The organism is Streptomyces longispororuber (assembly GCF_014656095.1).
In the GTDB taxonomy this organism is placed as follows: Bacteria; Actinomycetota; Actinomycetes; order Streptomycetales; family Streptomycetaceae; genus Streptomyces; species Streptomyces longispororuber.
In genome coordinates, this window is sequence record NZ_BNBT01000175.1 from 1 (window position 1) to 17,178 (window position 17,178).

15 protein-coding genes are annotated in these 17,178 nt (G+C 75.9%); 11 read left to right on the forward strand and 4 right to left on the reverse strand.

All coding sequences use genetic code 11. From position 1 onward, the window contains the following. Window positions 1–138 precede the first annotated feature (138 nt). Complete coding sequence (locus IE330_RS33655) at window positions 139–924, reverse strand: bestrophin-like domain (protein WP_190139972.1); 786 nt, start codon at window positions 922–924, stop codon at window positions 139–141. Window positions 925–1,187: 263 nt separating this feature from the next. On the opposite strand from IE330_RS33655, the gene IE330_RS33660 reads away from it, so the two are divergent. From IE330_RS33660 to IE330_RS33695, 8 genes are all read left to right on the forward strand, one after another. Next, complete coding sequence (locus tag IE330_RS33660; RefSeq protein ID WP_190139973.1) at window positions 1,188–2,030, forward strand: M55 family metallopeptidase; 843 nt, start codon at window positions 1,188–1,190, stop codon at window positions 2,028–2,030. Then, on the forward strand, window positions 2,023–3,348 hold the full coding sequence (locus IE330_RS33665) for a M20/M25/M40 family metallo-hydrolase (protein ID WP_190139974.1): 1,326 nt from the start codon (window positions 2,023–2,025) through the stop codon (window positions 3,346–3,348). Before IE330_RS33660 ends, IE330_RS33665 begins: the two co-directional genes overlap by 8 nt. A gap of 73 nt (window positions 3,349–3,421) precedes the next feature. Next, complete coding sequence (locus IE330_RS33670; RefSeq protein WP_190139975.1) at window positions 3,422–5,422, forward strand: dipeptidyl-peptidase 5; 2,001 nt, start codon at window positions 3,422–3,424, stop codon at window positions 5,420–5,422. Window positions 5,423–5,454: 32 nt separating this feature from the next. Beyond that, window positions 5,455–6,369 carry a S66 peptidase family protein gene (locus IE330_RS33675; protein WP_190139984.1) on the forward strand — a complete coding sequence of 305 codons (915 nt, stop codon included), beginning with the start codon at window positions 5,455–5,457 and terminating at the stop codon, window positions 6,367–6,369. Between the two features lie 307 nt (window positions 6,370–6,676). Beyond that, the gene (locus IE330_RS33680; RefSeq protein WP_190139976.1) at window positions 6,677–6,928 is read left to right on the forward strand and encodes a LapA family protein; all 252 of its coding nucleotides are present in this window, start codon (window positions 6,677–6,679) and stop codon (window positions 6,926–6,928) included. 27 nt (window positions 6,929–6,955) lie between these two features. Further along, window positions 6,956–7,552, forward strand: coding sequence for a GNAT family N-acetyltransferase (locus IE330_RS33685; protein ID WP_190139977.1), 597 nt, complete (start codon window positions 6,956–6,958; stop codon window positions 7,550–7,552). 52 nt (window positions 7,553–7,604) lie between these two features. Continuing rightward, window positions 7,605–8,495 (forward strand): arginase family protein, encoded by an 891-nt coding sequence (locus IE330_RS33690; RefSeq protein ID WP_190139978.1) that lies wholly within the window; start codon window positions 7,605–7,607, stop codon window positions 8,493–8,495. Window positions 8,496–8,573: 78 nt separating this feature from the next. Next, window positions 8,574–10,511 carry a DUF5107 domain-containing protein gene (locus IE330_RS33695; RefSeq protein WP_190139979.1) on the forward strand — a complete coding sequence of 646 codons (1,938 nt, stop codon included), beginning with the start codon at window positions 8,574–8,576 and terminating at the stop codon, window positions 10,509–10,511. A 19-nt stretch (window positions 10,512–10,530) separates the two neighbouring features. On the opposite strand, the gene IE330_RS33700 is transcribed toward IE330_RS33695, so the two are convergent. Together IE330_RS33700 and IE330_RS33705 are read right to left on the reverse strand one after the other, a co-directional pair. Next, window positions 10,531–10,881 (reverse strand): VOC family protein, encoded by a 351-nt coding sequence (locus tag IE330_RS33700; protein WP_190139980.1) that lies wholly within the window; start codon window positions 10,879–10,881, stop codon window positions 10,531–10,533. A 93-nt stretch (window positions 10,882–10,974) separates the two neighbouring features. Then, complete coding sequence (locus IE330_RS33705) at window positions 10,975–11,526, reverse strand: hemerythrin domain-containing protein (protein WP_190139981.1); 552 nt, start codon at window positions 11,524–11,526, stop codon at window positions 10,975–10,977. A 124-nt stretch (window positions 11,527–11,650) separates the two neighbouring features. Here IE330_RS33705 and IE330_RS39385 point away from each other — a divergent pair, with 124 nt between their 5' ends. Then, on the forward strand, window positions 11,651–12,232 hold the full coding sequence (locus IE330_RS39385) for a phage holin family protein (RefSeq protein ID WP_229926113.1): 582 nt from the start codon (window positions 11,651–11,653) through the stop codon (window positions 12,230–12,232). Between the two features lie 242 nt (window positions 12,233–12,474). Here IE330_RS39385 and IE330_RS33715 read toward each other — a convergent pair whose 3' ends face one another. Next, complete coding sequence (locus IE330_RS33715; protein ID WP_190139982.1) at window positions 12,475–13,437, reverse strand: TIGR03557 family F420-dependent LLM class oxidoreductase; 963 nt, start codon at window positions 13,435–13,437, stop codon at window positions 12,475–12,477. A gap of 250 nt (window positions 13,438–13,687) precedes the next feature. On the opposite strand from IE330_RS33715, the gene IE330_RS33720 reads away from it, so the two are divergent. Together IE330_RS33720 and IE330_RS33725 are read left to right on the forward strand one after the other, a co-directional pair. Beyond that, the gene (locus tag IE330_RS33720; protein ID WP_190139985.1) at window positions 13,688–15,217 is read left to right on the forward strand and encodes an NAD(P)/FAD-dependent oxidoreductase; all 1,530 of its coding nucleotides are present in this window, start codon (window positions 13,688–13,690) and stop codon (window positions 15,215–15,217) included. Window positions 15,218–15,223: 6 nt separating this feature from the next. After that, window positions 15,224–17,098 carry a transketolase gene (locus IE330_RS33725; RefSeq protein WP_190139983.1) on the forward strand — a complete coding sequence of 625 codons (1,875 nt, stop codon included), beginning with the start codon at window positions 15,224–15,226 and terminating at the stop codon, window positions 17,096–17,098. The last annotated feature ends 80 nt before the right edge of the window (window positions 17,099–17,178 follow it).

The following is a 17,178-nucleotide window of genomic DNA, read 5'->3' on the forward strand; positions in this document are numbered from 1 at the left end:
GGTGCTCGCCGCCGCCGGGGCCTGCGTCCACCTGGCGCGCGGCCGCGCCGGGTCGTCGCCGGGCGCGGCCCTCCCGGCCGGGCGCGCCGACACCGGCGGCTGACGCCCGGCCGCACCAGAACGCCGCACCAGAACGCCTCACCAGAACTTCGCCAGCGCGCCCTCCTTGTACGCGTCCGGCGGCACGCTGATGTCGCCGGAGAACGGGTGGTCGAGGACCAGGACGAGCAGCAGGCTGAACCCGACGAGCGCGGCGACCGAACCCACGAACAGCAGCCGGACGCGCCGGCTCTTGTTGCCGTACAGGAAGGTCAGCGGGATGACGACCAGCGCGCCCCCGTACGCCTGGACCTTGAACAGCCCCGGCAGGGACTGCTGGGCCTTGGTGATCCGGGCCCGGCGCTCCGCGACGACCTTGTTGATGTCGCTGATGGTCTCGCGGTGGAAGGCCTTCTGGCGCTCCGTCCGCGGCTCGAAGGCGTTCAGGGCGGCGAACATGTCGTCCATGGCCTTCTCCGTGGCCCCGTACCGGGGGCGGCCCTCGCGCATCAGGGGCCACTGGACCTCCGCCACGGCGTGCACGTACGCGCTGACGGCGCCCTCCATGCGGGCCCGCTGGGCGGGCGGGAACGCCCGGGAGTCCCGGACCATCTGCGCCAGGTACGTCGACTCGTTGGCGACCACGGTCTCCGCCTCGTCGGCCTCGGTCCACAGGGTGACGACGACGAAGGCCAGGATGATCCCGTAGATGGCGGCGAACATGCCGAGCCCCGCCCCGACCATGTCGTTGTGCTCGCCCTCGGCGAGGGCGGGGTGCCACCGGTACGCCAGCACGCTGCCCGCCAGGGCCAGGGCGACGATGCCCCCGACGATGATCAGGGCCAGGACGGGCGTGGACAGGTGGTTCAACAGCCATATCTCCACGAGGAGTCGTCCTGCTCGCCCACCCCGATCGCTACGCCCGGCGGCCGCCAAACGCACCTCTACAGGTGAACCCGGGGCGCACCACCGGGCGGCCGTACCCGCGGCGCGCGGCACCGGGCGCCCGCGCTCCCGGTCGTAGCCAGCGCCGCACCCCGCCACGTAACGTGGCACGGCATGAAGATCCCTCCCGCCGCCGCGCGCCGCCGCACACCGCTGCCACCGGGCCGAGGGGGCCCTGCCGGTTCCCGCGGGGGCGGCGCGTCGTGAGGATCCTCATCAGCGCCGACATGGAGGGCGCCACGGGCGTGACCTGGCCCGCCGATGTGCTGCCGGGTACCGCGCAGTGGGAGCGGTGCCGGTCGATGTTCACCTCCGACGTCAACGCGGCCGTGCTCGGCTTCTTCGACGGGGGCGCCGACGAGGTGCTGATCAACGAGGCGCACTGGACCATGCGCAACCTGCTGCTCGAACGGCTCGACGAGCGGGTCCAGATGCTCACCGGCCGCCACAAGGCGCTGTCCATGGTCGAGGGCGTCCAGCACGGCGGCGACCGGGCGGTGGACGGCGTCGCCTTCGTCGGCTACCACGCGGGCGCGGGCATGGAGGGCGTCCTCGCGCACACCTACCTCGCCAACCAGATCACCGGGGTGTGGCTGAACGGCGTCCGCGCCAGCGAGGGGCTGCTGAACGCCCACGTGGTGGCCGAGTTCGGCGTCCCCGTCGTCCTCGTCACCGGTGACGACCTGGCCTGCGAGGACGCCCTCGGCTACGCGCCCGGCGCGCTGAAGGTGGCCGTCAAGGACCACGTGTCCCGGTACGCGGCGGTGTGCCGCACCCCCGCCCGCACCGCCGCCGACATCCGCGCCGCCGCGCGGGAGGCGGCGCCCCTCGCCGTGCGGCACGAGCCCGTGGCGGGCGGGCCGTTCACCGTGGAGGTGGAGTTCGACGCCGAGCACCTCTCGGCGGCCGTGACGGTCGTGCCGGGAGTGCGGCGCGTGGCGGAGCGGAAGGTCGCGTACACGAGCGGGACCATGTACGAAGGCATTCGCACGTTCAAGGCGGTCACCACGGTCGCCTCCGCCGCGGTCGAGGAGCAGTATGGCTGACCAGGTCGACGCACCGGCACTGGACGAGGTCGTCCGGTTCACCTCCGAGCTCATCCGCATCGACACCACCAACCGCGGCGACGGCGCGTGCCGCGAGCGCCCCGCCGCCGAGTACGCCGCGGCGCTGCTCGCCGAGGCGGGCCTGGAGCCCGCGCTCCTGGAGCGCACGCCCGGGCGGACGAACGTCGTCGCCCGCGTCGAGGGCACCGACCCGGGCGCCGACGCGCTGCTGGTCCACGGCCACCTCGACGTCGTCCCGGCCGAGGCCGCCGACTGGCGGGTGCACCCGTTCTCCGGGGAGGTCCGCGACGGCGTCGTGTGGGGCCGCGGCGCCGTCGACATGAAGAACATGGACGCGATGATCCTCGCCGTCGTGCGCTCCTGGGCGCGGACCGGGACCCGCCCGCGCCGCGACCTCGTCATCGCCTTCACCGCCGACGAGGAGGCCAGCGCCGAGGACGGCTCCGGCTTCCTCGCCGACCGGCACGCCGGGCTCTTCGAGGGCTGTACCGAGGGCATCAGCGAGTCCGGCGCGTTCACCTTCCACGACGGGCGGGGCAACCAGCTCTACCCGATCGCCGCGGGGGAGCGGGGCACCGGCTGGCTGAAGCTCACCGCGCGCGGCACCGCGGGCCACGGCTCCAAGGTGAACAAGGCCAACGCGGTCAGCAGGCTCGCCGCCGCCGTCCACCGCATCGGGGAGCACCGCTGGCCGGTGCGGCTCACGCCGACGGTGCGCGCCGCCCTGGTGGAGCTCGCCGGGATCTACGGCCTGGAGGCCGACCCCGACGCGCCCGGCTTCGACGTCGACGCCTTCCTGGAGAAGCTCGGCCCCACCGCCGCCCTGGTCGAGCCGACGGTCCGCAACAGCGCCAACCCGACGATGCTGCGCTCCGGCTACAAGGTCAACGTGGTGCCCGGCGAGGCCGTCGCCTACGTGGACGGCAGATATCTGCCGGGCGGCGAGGAAGAGTTCCGCACCACCCTTGACCAGCTCACCGGACCGGACGTCGACTGGGAGTTCCATCACCAGGAGGTGGCGTTGCAGGCGCCGGTGGACACGCCCACGTTCGCCCGGATGCGCGCGGCCGTGACGGAGTTCGCACCGGAGGGACGGGTCGTGCCGTACTGCATGTCGGGCGGCACCGACGCCAAGCAGTTCTCACGGCTCGGCATCCGCGGCTACGGCTTCTCGCCCCTGCGGACGCCGGAGGGCTTCGACTACCAGGCCCTCTTCCACGGCGTGGACGAACGCGTGCCCGTCGAGGCGCTGCACTTCGGAACGCGGGTACTCGACCGGTTCCTGCGCACCGCCTGAGCGACCGCCGGACGGGTCGGGGGACCGGCCGACCGACCGACCAACGGACCAGGGGGGACGGATTGTGGGGGAGATGATCAACATGGCGCAGACCAGGCCGTACGGCTCGTGGCGGTCCCCGATCGACGCCGGGCTCGCCGCGGCGCACGACGGCCGTCCCGCGTTCGCGGGCTTCGTCGGCGGCGAGGCGTGGTGGACGGAGCCGCGCCCGCTGGAGGGCGGCCGGCGCGCGCTGCTGCGCCGCCGCCCCGACGGCCGGGAGGAGTCCGTGCTGCCCGCGCCGTGGAACGTCCGCAGCCGGGTCATGGAGTACGGCGGGCTGCCCTGGGCCGGCGCCGGCCGCCCCGGCCACGCGCACGGCCCGCTCATCGTGTTCACGCACTTCGCCGACCAGCGCCTGTACGCCTACGAGCCGGACGCCCCCGGCGCGGAGCCGAGACCGCTCACCCCGGTGTCGGACGTGGGCGGCGGCCTGCGCTGGGCGGACCCGCAGGTACACCTCGACCGGGGCGAGGTGTGGTGCGTCCTGGAGGAGTTCACCGGCGACGGGCCCGCCGACGTGCGGCGCGTCCTCGCCGCCGTGCCCCTGGACGGCTCGGCCGCCGAGGACCGCGCCGCGGTGCGGGAGCTGTCCGACGGGCGCCACCGGTTCGTCACCGGGCCGCGCCCGTCGCCCGACGGCACCCACGTCGCGTGGCTCGCCTGGGACCACCCGCGGATGCCCTGGGACGGCACCGAGCTGCTGGTCGCCGCGCTCCGCGCCGACGGCACCTTCGGGCCCGCGCGCCGCGTCGCGGGCGGCCCGGAGGAATCGATCCCGCAGGTCGAGTGGGCGCCCGACGGGCGGCTGCTGTTCGCCAGCGACCGCACCGGCTGGTGGAACCTGTACCGCGCCGACCTGGACGGCGCGCCCGTGCCGCTCTGCCCCCGCGAGGAGGAGTTCGCCGGGCCGCTGTGGCAGCTCGGCCTGAGCTGGTTCGCCCCGCTGGAGAGCGGGCTCGTCGCCGTCGTGCACGGCACCGGCGCCACCGCGCTCGGCGTGCTCGACCCCGAGACCGGCGAGGTCGTCGACGCCGCCGGGCCGTGGACGGAGTGGTCGGCGACCGTCGCCGTCAGCGGCACCCGCGTCGTCGGCGTCGCCGCCAGCCCCCGCAGCGCGTACGAGGTGGTGGAGCTGGACACCCGCACCGGCCGGGCCCGGGTGGTCGGCGCCCCGCACGACGACCCGGTGGACCCCACGTACTACCCCGAGCCGCAGATCCGCACCTTCCTCGGACCCGACGGCCGGGAGATCCACGCCCACGTCTACCCGCCCCACCACCCCGACCACCTCGCCCCCGACGACGAACTGCCGCCCTACGTGGTGTGGGCGCACGGCGGCCCCACCTCCCGCGCGCCCCTCGTCCTCAACCTGGAGATCGCCTACTTCACCTCGCGCGGCATCGGCGTCGCCGAGGTCAACTACGGCGGCTCGACGGGCTACGGCCGCGCCTACCGCGAGCGGCTGCGCGAGCAGTGGGGCGTCGTCGACGTCGAGGACTGCTGTGCCGTCGCCCTCGCGCTGGCCGAGGAGGGCACCGCCGACCCCGCGCGGCTCGCCATCCGCGGCGGCAGCGCGGGCGGCTGGACCGCGGCCGGCTCCCTGACCACCACGGACGTGTACGCGTGCGGCACGATCATCTACCCCGTCCTCGACCTCGTCTCCTGGAGCGACGGCGGCACCCACGACTTCGAATCGCGGTACCTCGACACGCTCGTCGGGCCCCCGGACGACGTGCCGGGCCGGTACGAGGAGCGCTCGCCGCTGCTCCACGCCGACCGGATCACCGCGCCGTTCCTGCTGCTCCAGGGCCTGGACGACGTGGTCTGCCCGCCCGCGCAGTGCGAGCGGTTCCTGGCGCGGATGGAGGGGCGCGGGGTGCCGCACGCGTACCTCGCCTTCGAGGGCGAGGGGCACGGCTTCCGGCGTGCCGAGACCCTGATCCGCGCGCTGGAGGCCGAACTGTCCCTGTACGCGCAGGTGTTCCGGCTCGACCCGGCGGGCGGCCTGCCGGCGCTGGAGCTGTCCAAGTGAGCGCGGCGGGGTGCCGCGCGGCCGCCGCGCCGATGCCCCGGCCCCCGCGGCTCGCGCCCGGCGCGCGGGTCGCCGTCGTCGCGCCGAGCGGACCCGTCCCCGAGGACCGGCTCGCGGCCGGTCTCGACGTCCTGCGCGGCTGGGACCTGGACCCGGTGGCCGGCCCGCACGCCGGGGACGTCCACCCGCGGCTCGGCCACCTCGCGGGCACGGACGCCGACCGGGCCCGGGACCTGGAGCGCGCCTGGTGCGACCCGTCGGTGGCGGCGGTGTTCTGCGCCCGAGGCGGATACGGGGCGGCGCGGATGGTCGACCTCCTCGACTGGGATGCGATGCGCGCGGCGGGGCCCAAGGTGTTCCTGGGGTTCAGCGACATCACCACGCTGCACGAGGCGTTCGCCTGCCGCCTCGGGCTCGCGACGCTGCACGGCCCGATGGTGGCGGGCCCCGGCTTCCTGAAGGACGCGCGGGCCCAGGACCACCTGCGGGCCACGCTGTTCGCCCCGGAGTCCGTGCGCGTGCTCGCCTCCGCGGGCCGGGCGCTGGTCGGCGGGCGCGCCCGCGGGGTCACCTTCGGCGGCTGCCTGTCGCTGCTCGCGGCGGACGTGGGGGCGGCGGGCGCGCGCACCGGCGCCCGGGGCGGCCTGCTGTTCCTGGAGGACACCGGCGAGGAGGCGTACCGCGTCGACCGCTGTCTGACGCAGCTCGCGCGGGCGGGCCTGCTCGACGGCGTGCGGGGCGTGGCCCTCGGCTCCTGGGTCGACTGCGGCCCCTACGAGGAGCTGCGGCCGCTGTTCGAGGAGCGGCTCGGCCGGCTCGGCGTGCCGGTCGTGGAGGAGTTCGGCTTCGGGCACGGCGAGGGCGCGCTCACGGTGCCGTTCGGGCTGCCCGCGGAGCTGGACGCGGACACGGGGACCCTGACCCTGGACGTGCCCGCGCTCGCGTAGGGCGGTGGCCCCGCCCCGGGCACGGTCGTGGAACGTGCCCGCGCTCGCGTAGGGCGGTGGCCCCGCCCGGGGCACGGCCGGGTGGACGTGCCCGCGCTCGCGTAGGGCGGCGGCCTCGCCCGGGGCACAGCCGTGGACGCACCCGCGCTCGCGTGAGGCGGCAGCACCCGCCCGGGCCCCGGTCCGTCACCCGCTCGGCCCACGGACCCACCCGCCCGCGTCGCCCGCCGTGCGGCTCCGCGCCAGGCTGCCCATCATGGCGGCACGTGCGGCGGCCGGCGCTGCGACGGACACGGAAGGGTTCCCCATGAGCCCCAGCGGTTCCACGGGCGGCTCCAAGAGCGCCCCGAAGGGCGGCGTGGGCGGACTGCTGACGCCCGGCAGGATCACCGTCGCCGTCATCGCCCTGCTCACGCTGGTCTTCATCTTCGAGAACACCCGCAGCACGAAGATCCGGCTGCTGATCCCCGAGGTGACCATGCCGCTGTGGATGGCGCTGTTCGCCACGGCGGTGCTCGGCGCCCTGTGCGGCGGCTACTTCGTCGGCCGCCGCAGATGAGCGGGGCGCCCGGGTAACGTGGGGCGGATGCGCCCCACGATCCCTCCCCACCTCGCCGAAGGACCCCGCGTGGGCATACGCCCCTGGACCCGCGCGGACGGCGCCGAGTTCGCGGCGCGGGCGCGGGAGAGCCGGGACCTGCACCGGCCCTGGCTCTTCCCGCCCACCACCCCCGAGGCCTACGCCGCGTACCTGGACACCCTCGTCACGGACCCTGCCAAGGCCGGATTCCTCGTGTGCGCACGGGAGTCGGGCGCCCTGGCCGGGTTCGTGAACATCAACAACATCGTCGAGGGCGGCTTCCGCTGCGGCGCCCTCGGCTACGGCGCGTTCGCGCACGCCGCGGGGCGCGGGCTGCTGCGGGAGGGGCTCGACCTCGTCCTGGACCACGCCTTCGGCGAACTGCGCCTGCACCGCCTGGAGATCAACGTGCAGCCGGGCAACGCCGCGTCCATCGCGCTCGCCCGCCGCTGCGGCTTCCGGCTCGAAGGGTTCTCGCCCGACTTCCTGTACATCGACGGGGCCTGGCGCGACCACCAGCGCTGGGCGCTCACCGCCGAGATGCGCGCCGCCCGGCCCTCCGGGGCACCCCGGCCGGGCGCTGGGCAGCGCCGTCGGACGTGACGTCGGACACGGCCGTTGAGGGGGCGGGCGTCCGTCACCGAGGATGGGCCGCATGCGGAACATCGTGGTCATCGACGCCCCCTCCAACCTGGGCCTGCGCCCGCCCGCCCCGGGCACCGTGCCCGGCTGCTACAAGCTCGCCGGCGCGCTGCGCGAGCGCGGCCTGCTGCGCCGCCTGAACGCCTTCGAGGGCGGCGTCGTCGTCCCGCCGCGCTACGACCGGGGCGACTGGCAGGAGGGCGACGGCGTCTTCAACGCGGCCGCCATCGCCGCGTACACGCCGAAGCTCGCCGACCGGATCGAGCGCCACGTGCGCGCCGGGGACCTGCCCGTCGTCCTCGGCGGCGACTGCTCCATCCAGCTCGGCGCCTCGCTCGCGCTGCGCCGCATCGGCCGCTACGGCCTCGCGGCGCTCGACGCCTCCGCGGACTTCCGCCACCCGGGCAACTCCGACCGCGTCGGCGCCGCGGGCGGCGAGGAGCTGGCGCTCGCCACCGGCCGCGGCCAGGACGACCTCACCGACCTCGAAGGCCTGCGGCCCTACCTGCGCGACGAGGACGTCCGGCTCTTCGGCATCAGGGACGGCGACGAGGACCGCGCCGAACTCGGCGCGCTGCGCATCCCCACCGTGACGGTCGGGGAGCTGCGGCAGTGGGGCGCCGCCGACGTGGCGCGCTCGGCCGTCACCGGCCTGGAGAACGAGGCCCTCGACGGCTTCTGGGTCCACCTCGACGCCGACGTGCTCGACCCGTCGGTCATGCCCGCCGTCGACAGCCCCGACGACGACGGGCTGCACCCCGACGAACTCCTCGCGCTGCTGCGGCCCCTGGTCCGCTCGCCGCGCTGCGCCGGGCTCAACGTCACCATCTACGACCCGGACCTGGACCCCGACGGCACGGCGGGCGACGTGCTCACCGACGTCGTCGTGGCCGCCCTCGTGTGACGGGCGGCGGCCGGGGCCTGGCCGCCGGGCGCGTCCACCGTGTTCCATGGCCGACGACGCCGACCCGAGGAGGCCGCCGTGGCGACGACCGTGCGACGCGACGTACTGACCCTGGACGCCGCAGCGTTGGGGCCCGACAACCCGCTCCCCCCGCTGCGGCTGCCGCGCGGGCCGCACGGACCGTACCGGATCGACGAGCGGACCCGGCGCGGGCTGCCCCGCGACATGGCGCGCCAACTCGCCTACGAGCCGCTGCGGTCGGTGCTTCCGGCGCCGCTGCGCGACGGCTACGGCCGCACCCGCGAGCCCAGGGCGTTCGCGGCCCTGGTCCTGGAGAACGACCGGCTGCGCGCCACGGTCCTGCCCGGGCTCGGCGGCCGGGTCCACTCGCTGCTGCACAAGCCGACCGGGCGGGAACTGCTGTACCGCAACCCGGTGTTCCAGCCCGCCGCCTTCGCGCTGAACGGCGCCTGGTTCGCGGGCGGCATCGAGTGGAACATCGGCGCCACCGGGCACACCACGCTGGCCTGCGCGCCGCTGCACGCCGCCGTCGTCACCGCGCCCGACGGCGGGCCGATGCTGCGCCTGTGGGAGTGGGAACGGCTGCGGGACGTGCCCTTCCAGGTGGACCTGTGGCTGCCCCACGACTCCGACTTCCTGCACGTGGGGGTGCGCATACGGAACCCGCACGAGAAGCCGGTCCCGGTGTACTGGTGGTCCAGCGCGGCCGTGCCCGAGGAGCGCCGGGTGCTCGCGCCCGCCGAAGAGGCCTGGCGGCTCGGCCCCACGCGGTCCCTGACCCGCGTGCCGGTGCCCGAGCCGCGAGGGGAGTACGCCGCCGACTTCTTCTACGACGTACCGGACGGGGAACGGCGCTGGATCGCCGCGGTCGACGCCGACGGGCACGGGCTCGTCCAGACGTCGACGGACGTCCTGCGCGGGCGCAAGCTGTTCGTGTGGGGCACGGGGGAGGGCGGGCGGCGCTGGCAGGAGTGGCTGACCGGGCCCGGGGCGGGTGGTTACGCGGAGATCCAGGCGGGCCTCGCGCGCACGCAGGGCGAGCACGTCCGGCTCGACGGGGACGCCGAGGTCGCCTGGCTGGAGGCGTACGGCCCGCTGACGGTCCCGGAGGGCGCGGCGCGCGGGGACGACCGGGCGGTGTGCGCCGGGGCGCGGGCGCGGCTCGCCGAGGCGCTGCCGCCCGAGGCCGTGGACGCGGCCTACGAGCGGTGGCGCCCGTACGCCGACGCCGCACCCGGGGAGGTGCTCGCCACCGGGTCCGGGTGGGGCGCCCTGGAGGTGCTGCGCGGTGGCTACGACCTGCCCGGCACGCCGTTCCCCGAGGCGACGCTCGGGCCCGAGCAGGAGCCGTGGCGGGAGCTGTGGCGGTCGGGGGCCGTGCCGGAGCCGGACCCCGGCGCGGCGCCCGGGCCGACGCCGGTGGCCCGGCACTGGCGGGACATGCTGGAGACGGCGCCTGCGCGGCCCCACGCCGAGTACCACCTCGGCATCGCCCAGTGGCACGCCGGGGACCGGGCGCAGGCGGTGCGGAGCTGGGAGCGGGGACTGGAACGGGCCGCGTGCCGCTGGCCGTTGCTGCGCTGCCTGGCGGTGGCCGACCTGGAGACCGGGCACGGGGAGCGGGCCGCGGACCGGTACGTGGAGGCCTTCGAGGACCTCGGGGCCCGCGACGTGCCCGCGGACAGGGGCGTGGTGGCGGCGCTCGGGCGTGAGGCGCTGGAGGCCCTGCTGGCGGTGGGGCGGGCGGAGGCCGCGCGGGCCGTGTGGGAGCGGCTCGACCCCCGCACGCGGGGCCGGGGACGGTTCCGCCTCCTGGAGGCCCGGCTGCTCCTGGCGGAGGGCGACGGGCCCGGCGCGCGGAGGGTCTTCGAGGAGGGCTTCGAGGTGGCGGACCTGCGGGAGGGCGACGAGGTCCTGAGCGAGGTGTGGGCGGCGGCCGCCCCGGGCGAACCGCTGCCCTCCCGCTACGACTTCCGCATGCGCCCGCCCACCTGACCGCCGGGCCGGAGCGGGGCTACGAGGCGTTGCGGTCGACGTACTCCAGGATCGTGCCGTCCGGGTGCATCGCGATGAGGTTGCGCCCCGCGGGGGTCGGCACCGGGCCCGCGACGATGTGCGCGCCGCAGGCCCGGAGCGTCGCGAGGGCCTCGTCGACGTCCTTGACGGCGATCGTCGCCGTGACCTTGCGGAGGATCTCCAACTCGTGCTCGGGGCCGCTCATCAGCAGGAAGCAGCCGACGGAGGCGACGGAGACGCCGCCCCGCTCGAAGCGCATCGCCGGACTGCCCGTCAGCCGTTCGTAGAAGGCGACGGACGCCTCCAGGTCGTTCACACAGACACGCAGCACGGTACCCAGGATGTCCATGCGACCGAGCCTAGTTGGCGCCCGCGGAGAAGGAGATCCATTCGGCCGACCCCGGGCGCCCCGGCGCGCGGGCGCGCACGGACGCGCCGGGGCTCACGCGCCTGTGACCTTGCGGATGGCGTCCCGTGTCCGGTCCACGACCGTGGCGACCGGGGCCACCGCGACGTTCTTGAGCGCGGTGTCCGTGCCGGGGTGCGGACGCGTCGGCGCCACGGCCTCCGCGGCGCGCACCGCGCGCGCCAGCATCTCCAGCTTCCCGCGGTCGGCGACCTGGTGGAAGCGGGCGAACTCGTACTGCTCCTCGGACCGCGCGTGTGCGAGCACGTCCTGGCGCAGCGCGGCGAACCGGTCCAGGAACTCGGGGGAGTCGGGGTCCGTCTCGTCGAGCCGGGACAGCGCCTTCTTGGCCTGTTCCTCCTCCTTGACCCGGTCGGCGACGACCGTCTCGCCGCCCTCGATGTTGGTCCGGGCGAAGGGGTGGACGACCTCCTCCTCGGCGGTCTCGTGCACCGCGAGCAGCCGGACGAGGTCGTGGAAGCACTCCCGGCGCTCCTCGCCCTTGGTGGCCGCCACCTTGTCGAACAGGTCGCGTATGGTCGCGTGCTGGCCCTTGAGCAGCTCCACGACGTCGTCGCGCTCGGTCATCGTCGTCCTTCCTTCCTCTCGGTCCCCCGGTCCTCTCTCCCTTCGGGTGCGGTGCGCCGGGTACCCGGCGCACCGGCCGCCACGCGGGCCGTTACGGGCCGCGGGCGGGGGGTACCCGGCCACCATGACTGCTTCGGACAAGCCAACCGGCATGACGGACACGGGCCTCGTGGCCCCTGAGACGGCACTGAGCACGGCGCTGTCGCAGGTCGTCCACGAGGCGGTACGCGCGTCCCTGCGGGAGTCGCTGCGTACGGAACTGCGCGACGAACTGAGCGCCCAGCTCGCCGATGTGGCGCGAAAGCAGCGCCGCCGGGCCTCGCTGTACGCCGCCGCGGGCGTCACCGCGCTGTACGCGGGCGCCGCCGCGGCCCTCACACTGGGCCTGGTCCTCGACCTCGGCCTGCCCGACTGGGCGGCGGCCCTCATCGTCACGGCGCTGCTCGTGGTCGCCGCGGTGCTCCTGCGCAACGCGGCCCGCCCCGCCCGCCCCGAGCCGCACGCGCACACCCCCCACCCCGAGGCCACGGGCTCGACCCCGTCGGCCCCGGGCACGGGCCACGCCCCGACCGCCCCGGGCACGGGCTCGGCCCCGCCCGCGCCCGGCGCCGGTTCCGCCCCGTCGGCGCCCGGGACCGCCGACTTCCCGGCCGTCCCGCCGAAGCCGCCGGTGACCCCGGACGTCCCGAGCCAGCGGACCCGGTGACGACGGCCGCGCGGCCCGGTCTGCCGCGCGCTCGGTGACCTGCCGGAACTCCCCTGGGGTTCCGGCGTGTTCGGCCCCGCGGTGGCCCTGCGGCGGACGCCGCCGCGGGGGCGGCGCGCCCTCGGCACCACTCACGCCGGGGGCGCGTTCCCGTGCCCGCGCTGCGGAGCCGGATCGCGCCCCGGGACCGGTCGCCGCTCGGGGCCGGGCTGCGGTGCGGGACGGGGGCACCGCACGGGCCGTCAGGTGTCCTCGCGCAGCCGCGGCAGCACCTTCGTGCGGTAGAAGTCGAAGAAGCCCCGCTGGTCGGGGCCGATCTGGCCCACGTAGACGCGGTCGAAGCCCGCCTCGGGGAAGGCGCGGAGCGCGGCCACGTGGGCGTGCGGGTCGTCGCCGCAGGGGAAGGTGTCCGCCGCCATCTCGTCGGTGACCAGGGGCGACGCCTGCTCGAAGTGGCTGGGGGTGGGCAGGATCTGGGCCATCTCGCCGGGCAGCAGCTCGCTGGCCCAGAGCTTGCGGGCCTGTCGCGCGGCGCGGTCCCGGTCGGGGCCGTACGCCACCTTCAGGCCGCCGCTGACCGGTTTGGCGCCACCGCCGCCCTTGCGGTACTTCGTGACCAGCGTCTCGTCCGGGGACATCGTGATGTAGCCGTCGCCCACGCGCGCGGCGAGCGCCGTCGCCTTCGGGCCGAAGCCGGAGACGTCGATCGGCACCGGCTCGTCCGGCACCGTGTAGAGGCGGGCGTTCTCCACCGTGTAGTGCGCGCCCGCGTGGTTGACCTCCTCGCCGGTGAACAGCGCCCGCAGCACCTGGACCGCCTCCTCCAGCATGGCGAGGCGGACGTGCGCGGGGGGCCAGGGGCCGCCCAGGATGTGCTCGTTCAGTGCCTCGCCGGTGCCGACGCCGAGGCGGAAGCGGCCGCCCGCCATGACGGCCGTGGTCGCGGCGGCCTGCGCCACGACGGCCGGGTGCGTCCGTACCGTCGGGCAGGTCACGGCCGTCTCCAGCGGCAGCGACACGGCCTCGGCGAGCGCGCCCAGCACCGACCAGACGAACGGGCTCTGGCCCTGGGCCCGGTTCCACGGGTGGTAGTGGTCGGAGATCCACAGCGCGTCGAACCCGGCCTGCTCGGCCATGCGGGCCTGGTCCAGGAGGTCGGCGGGGCCGAACTCCTCCGTGGCGAGGAAGTATCCGTACTCGGTCATGGGAGTCGCCCTCCAGTGACACGGCGGGGCCTTCGGCACCGGCCGGGTGGCCCCCGCCCCCGGTCCGCTGCGGCAAACGGCGGTGCGTTTCACTCCGTCGGCCACGGGCACCTGGGAGGTCCGTGCCGGAGCCCACCGCGGGCACCTTCCGCCGGTAGACCAGAGGTATCACGTGCCGGAACACGCACGGCACCCGTGCCGCACCCCACCGGAGGCCATCGTGAGCCGAGATTCCCGCCGACCCCACGTCGTGATCGTCGGTGCCGGCTTCGCCGGATTCCAGACGGCGCGCACCCTGAGCCGTCTCGCCGGACGCAGGGTGGACGTCACCCTGCTCAATCCTACCGACTACTTCCTCTACCTGCCTCTGCTGCCCCAGGTCGCCGCGGGCGTCCTGGAACCGCGCCGGGTCAGCGTCTCGCTCGGGGACGCGCTGCCGCGCGTGCGCCTCGTCCTCGGCGAGGCCGACGACCTCGACCTGGAGAGCCGGGTGGTGCGCTACACCGGGCCGGAGGGGGACCGCGGCGAGCTGGCCTACGACCGCCTCGTGCTCAGCGTCGGCAGCGTCAACAAGCTGCTGCCCGTGCCGGGCGTCGCCGAGCACGCGCACGGCTTCCGGGGCCTGCCCGAGGCGCTGTACCTGCGCGACCACGTCACCCGGCAGATCGAGCTGGCCGCCGCGTCGCCCGACCCCGAGACGTGCCGGGCGCGCTGCACCTTCGTCGTCGTGGGCGCCGGGTACACCGGCGTCGAGGTCGCCGCGCACGGGCAGCTCTTCACCCGGTCCCTGGTGAAGCGCCACCCGATGCGGGCCGGCATCCAGCCCCGCTGGATGCTCCTGGACATCGCGCCGCGGGTCCTGCCGGAGCTTGACCGGCGGCTGTCCCGCACCGCCGAACGCGTCCTGCGCGAACGCGGCGTGGAGGTCCGCACCGGCACGTCCGTGAAGGAGGCCACGCACGAGGGCGTGCTGCTCGACGACGGCGACACGGTCGACACCCGCACCCTCGTGTGGTGCGTCGGCGTACGCCCCGACCCGCTGGTCGCCGGGCTCGGCCAGCCGCTGGAGCGCGGCCGCCTGCTCGTCGACGCCTTCCTGAACCTGCCGGGCCACCCCGAGGTGTACGCCTGCGGGGACGCGGCCGCCGTGCCCGACCTGGAGAAGCCCGGCAGCTACACGGCCATGACGGCCCAGCACGCCTGGCGGCAGGGCAAGGTCGCGGGCCGCAACGTCGCCGCCTCGCTCGGCATCGGCCGCCGCGGCGCCTACCGCCACCACGACCTCGGCTTCACCGTCGACCTCGGCGGCGTCAAGGGCGCCGCCAACCCGCTCGGCATCCCGCTGTCCGGGCCGCTCGCCGGGGCCGTCACGCGCGGCTACCACCTGGCCGCGATGCCCGGCAACCGCGTGCGCGTCGCCGCCGACTGGCTCCTGGACGCGGTGCTGCCGCGCCAGGGCGTCCAGCTCGGCCTCGTCCGGTCGTGGTCGGTGCCGCTGGACACGTCGTCGCCGGAGCTGGCCCGGGTGCCGGGCGGGCCGGGCGACGCGGACAGGAACGGCGGGACCAGGGCCGGAAGCCCGGACGGGTCGGCCGGGACCGCGGCTTCGGACGGCGGGGCGAAGGCCGCGGGTGCGGACGGGGGAGCGAAGGCCGCGGGTGCGGACGGGGGAGCGAAGGCCGCGGCTTCGGACGGGGGAGCCAAGACCGCGCCTTCCGGCGGCGGCACCGGCAAGGCCGCGCGTGCCGACCGCGGCAGCGCGAGCAAGGACGGGGAGTGACCCGCCATGGCAGCAGGAACCCCGCACGACGGCGCCACCGCTGAGCAGCAACTCAACGACCTTGCGCGGCAGTTGCGCGTCGACTCGGTGCGCGCCGCGGCCGCCGCCGGGTCCGGGCACCCCACCTCGTCGCTGTCGGCGGCCGACCTGATGGCGGTGCTCCTGGCCCGCCACTTCCGCTACGACTTCGACCGCCCGGACCACCCCGGCAACGACCGCTTCATCCTCTCCAAGGGGCACGCCTCCCCGCTGCTGTACGCCGCGTACAAGGCCGCGGGCGTCATCGACGACGAGGAGCTGCTGACCTTCCGCGCGCGGGGCAGCCGCCTCGAAGGGCACCCGACGCCGCGCCGGCTGCCCTGGGTCGAGGTCGCCACCGGCTCGCTCGGCCAGGGCCTTCCCGTCGGCGTGGGCATGGCGCTGTCCGGCAAGCGGCTCGACCGCATCCCGTACCGCGTGTGGGTGCTGTGCGGCGACAGCGAACTGGCCGAGGGCTCCGTGTGGGAGGCCGCCGAGCACGCCGCGTACGAGCAGCTCGACAACCTCACCGCGCTCGTCGACGTGAACCGGCTCGGGCAGCGCGGGCCCACCCGGCACGGCTGGGACCTGGACGCCTACGCGCGCCGCTTCGCCGCCTTCGGCTGGCACGTCGTCAGCGTCGACGGGCACGACACCGCGGACGTCGACCGTGCCCTGCGCGAGGCGCGCGACACCGCCGGGCGGCCCACCGTGGTCCTCGCCCGCACCCTCAAGGGCAAGGGCGTCGCCTCCGCCGAGGACCGCGAGGGCCTGCACGGCAAGCCGCTGCCCGACGCGGACGCCGCGGTCGAGGAACTCGGCGGCACCGGGGACCTGCGCGTGCGCGTCCCGGCGCCCCCGGCGGCCCGGGTGCTGCGCGCCACCCGCAGCGGCCACCTGGAGCTGCCCCGGTACGAGAAGGGCAGCGAGGTCGCCACCCGGGACGCCTACGGCCAGGCGCTCGCGGCGCTCGGCACGGCGCGCGGCGACGTCGTCGCACTGGACGGCGAGGTCGGCGACTCCACGCGCGCGGAGTTCTTCGCCAAGGACCACCCGGAGCGGTTCTTCGAGTGCTACATCGCCGAGCAGCAGATGGTCGCCGCCGCCGTCGGCCTGGCGCGCCGCGGCTGGGTGCCGTACGCCTCCTCGTTCGCGGCGTTCCTCACCCGCGCCCACGACTTCGTGCGGATGGCGGCCGTCAGCGGCGCCGACCTCAACCTCGTCGGCTCGCACGCGGGCGTCGCCATCGGCCAGGACGGCCCGTCGCAGATGGGCCTGGAGGACCTGGCGATGTTCCGCGCCGTGCACGGCTCGACCGTCCTGTACCCGTGCGACGCGCCCCAGACGGCGCGCCTCGTCGCCGCGATGGCCGACCTCGACGGGGTGCGCTACCTGCGCACCTCGCGCGGCGCCGCCCCGGTGCTCTACGGCCCCGACGAGGAGTTCCCCGTCGGCGGGTCCAAGGTGCTGCGCTCCTCGGGCGCCGACCGGCTCACCGTGGTCGCCGCCGGGGTCACCGTCCACGAGGCCCTCGCCGCGGCCGGGCTCCTCGACCGCGAGGGCATCCCGGTGCGCGTCATCGACCTGTACTCCGTCAAGCCCGTCGACCGGGCGACGCTGCGCGAGGCCGCCGAGACCACCGGCTGCCTCCTCACCGTCGAGGACCACCGCCCGGAGGGCGGCATCGGCGACGCCGTCGTGGACGCCTTCAGCGACGGCATGCCCGTGCCGCGCCTGGCCCGGCTCGCGGTGACCGGCATGCCGGGATCGGCCTCGCCCGCCGAGCAGTTGCACGCCGCGGGCGTGGACGCGGAGGCCATCGCGGCGGCGGTACGGCTGCTCGTGGAGCACGTGGTCCGCTGACGCGGGGTGCCCGCGGCCGCCCGGGGGCGCCCGGCGGGGCCGCCGCCACGGCGGCCCGCAGCGCGTCCCGCCACGCGCCC

Excerpts from the sequence above, each read along its gene's own strand:
- IE330_RS33665 (WP_190139974.1), top strand. The coding sequence starts at position 2,023 with ATGGCTGACCAGGTCGACGCACCGGCACTGGACGAGGTCGTCCGGTTC.
- IE330_RS33670 (WP_190139975.1), top strand. The coding sequence starts at position 3,422 with ATGATCAACATGGCGCAGACCAGGCCGTACGGCTCGTGGCGGTCCCCG.
- IE330_RS33675 (WP_190139984.1), top strand. The coding sequence starts at position 5,455 with ATGCCCCGGCCCCCGCGGCTCGCGCCCGGCGCGCGGGTCGCCGTCGTC.
- IE330_RS33680 (WP_190139976.1), top strand. The coding sequence starts at position 6,677 with ATGAGCCCCAGCGGTTCCACGGGCGGCTCCAAGAGCGCCCCGAAGGGC.
- IE330_RS33685 (WP_190139977.1), top strand. The coding sequence starts at position 6,956 with ATGCGCCCCACGATCCCTCCCCACCTCGCCGAAGGACCCCGCGTGGGC.
- IE330_RS33690 (WP_190139978.1), top strand. The coding sequence starts at position 7,605 with ATGCGGAACATCGTGGTCATCGACGCCCCCTCCAACCTGGGCCTGCGC.
- IE330_RS33700 (WP_190139980.1), bottom strand. The coding sequence starts at position 10,881 with ATGGACATCCTGGGTACCGTGCTGCGTGTCTGTGTGAACGACCTGGAG.
- IE330_RS33705 (WP_190139981.1), bottom strand. The coding sequence starts at position 11,526 with ATGACCGAGCGCGACGACGTCGTGGAGCTGCTCAAGGGCCAGCACGCG.
- IE330_RS39385 (WP_229926113.1), top strand. The coding sequence starts at position 11,651 with ATGACTGCTTCGGACAAGCCAACCGGCATGACGGACACGGGCCTCGTG.
- IE330_RS33715 (WP_190139982.1), bottom strand. The coding sequence starts at position 13,437 with ATGACCGAGTACGGATACTTCCTCGCCACGGAGGAGTTCGGCCCCGCC.
- IE330_RS33725 (WP_190139983.1), top strand. The coding sequence starts at position 15,224 with ATGGCAGCAGGAACCCCGCACGACGGCGCCACCGCTGAGCAGCAACTC.